General features: G+C 35.0%; 2 protein-coding genes and 1 pseudogene. 2 read left to right on the top strand and 1 reads right to left on the bottom strand.

The features are described from left to right. Window positions 1-170: pseudogene (locus tag K737_RS11735) on the top strand (IS5/IS1182 family transposase); the annotation flags it as partial. Here K737_RS11735 and K737_RS01135 read toward each other — a convergent pair. Beyond that, the gene (locus K737_RS01135) at window positions 86-475 is read right to left on the bottom strand and encodes a hypothetical protein (RefSeq protein WP_006291373.1); all 390 of its coding nucleotides are present in this window, start codon (window positions 473-475) and stop codon (window positions 86-88) included. The pseudogene K737_RS11735 and the gene K737_RS01135 sit on opposite strands and share 85 nt — an antisense overlap. A gap of 412 nt (window positions 476-887) precedes the next feature. Between K737_RS01135 and K737_RS10895 the strand changes: the two genes are divergently transcribed. Next, window positions 888-1,169: a hypothetical protein gene (locus K737_RS10895; RefSeq protein ID WP_006291374.1), complete on the top strand. Its 282-nt coding sequence runs from the start codon at window positions 888-890 to the stop codon at window positions 1,167-1,169. The last annotated feature ends 360 nt before the right edge of the window (window positions 1,170-1,529 follow it).

Raw genomic sequence — 1,529 nt, 5'->3', positions numbered from 1 at the left:
CTCAAGAATGGGCCATACTTCCAAAGTGTTGGATTGTCGAAAGAACATATGCATGGCTAAATCATTTGCAAAGGGTATCTAAAGATTATGAAATTGCCATAGCGACTGCTGGAAACATGATCATGATAGCCCATTCCATGATCCTATTAAGAAGGTTAGCTAAATCATGAATACAAGTTATTACTCTAAAGAAAGAACATTTGAACGAATCAATACTAGTATAGTTCCGATTGTCGTCTCGACTATCTAATGTCTTGGCAAATCCAGTTCCATTGCCATAAAAGTGAATATGGTAGGCCCTTTTAAGCGAAGGTGCCGGTTCTGGATCTGTTTGCACGTCTACATCTATCCCTGAGTCTGTTTGTATTCCTACATTTGCTAATACTGGAGTTGGTCCAATCCCATTCATTTGGGATGAAGCAAGAGTTTCTGTTCCTTGAGATTGCATAGAAAGGTTTGCGCCACCGATTCCCACAGAAAGCCCAATTCTTGATGAAAAATTTTCTTTTAACGCATTTGCTCGTGCGTTGAAAAAAGAAAAATTAAGAAAAAATTATTTGTTTTGAACGATATACCATTTTGGAAAAAGTCTTAATTATCAACGACGTAATCGAACTATGATTTATAGCCAAAACATGATAAAAAGAATATAACGATGGAGCTGGATAAATTTATAACTATATATACTATGTAATAATTATATAATTAAATTTATGACGTATTCATTAGATTTTCGAAAAAAAGTATTAAAAACAAAGCACGGTTTATCATTTGAAAAAGTAGCCGCTAGATTTTGCATATCTAAATCAGCAATAGTGAGATGAAGTAAAAATTTTGAAGGAGTCAATAAAAGGAATAAATCATGGACAAAATCAGACAAAGAGAAATTGAGAATAGATATAGAAGAATTTCCAGATAGTTATAGCTATGAAAGGACTAAGAGGTTAGAAGGCAGCGCTTCTGGTATAAGATATGTAAAACAACGTTTAGGAGAGACATATAAAAAAAACTCCCAATCATCCGATCCAGAGAAAAGGTCTAGGTTTTGCCAAAAAATTGAAGAATTGAAAAAGGAAGATAAGCAGATAGATTATGTTTATGAAAGTGTTTTTGCTGATGATATACTCATGCTGAATAAAATTGTTGAAAAGTTTAATTTTATGTGTTAGTGACTTTTCTTATGCAAAAACTTTCTGAAAGAAGATCGTGTTGCCTTAAGAGCCGACGCGTAGAAGATAGGATTAAGGCAGTTTTTTTATCCGACAAAGGGAAGCTATCGTCAAATTGCTGAGGCTCTTCTGATTGACGATCGTAGAGAAGTATAAGGAAGATCAAAAGTTAATGGTGTAAAGCAAGGGCTCTGTAAGCAAGCTGAATATTTCACAAACAGCGGAACTTACTTATCGCGCATTTGGAAAGCCACCACGTATATGAAAGTAAGCGATACCTGCGCTTATGTTCTTGAACCCTATGACTGCGATTCAAGGCAAGACGTTGCGCGCCCATAATTTTTCATTTAAAAAGCCAGC

It is taken from the genome of Holospora undulata HU1 (assembly GCF_000388175.3).
GTDB classification, from domain to species: domain Bacteria; phylum Pseudomonadota; class Alphaproteobacteria; order Holosporales; family Holosporaceae; genus Holospora; species Holospora undulata_A.
Note: the sequence above shows the minus strand (reverse complement) of the source record. Positions and strands in the feature narration are given on the sequence as shown.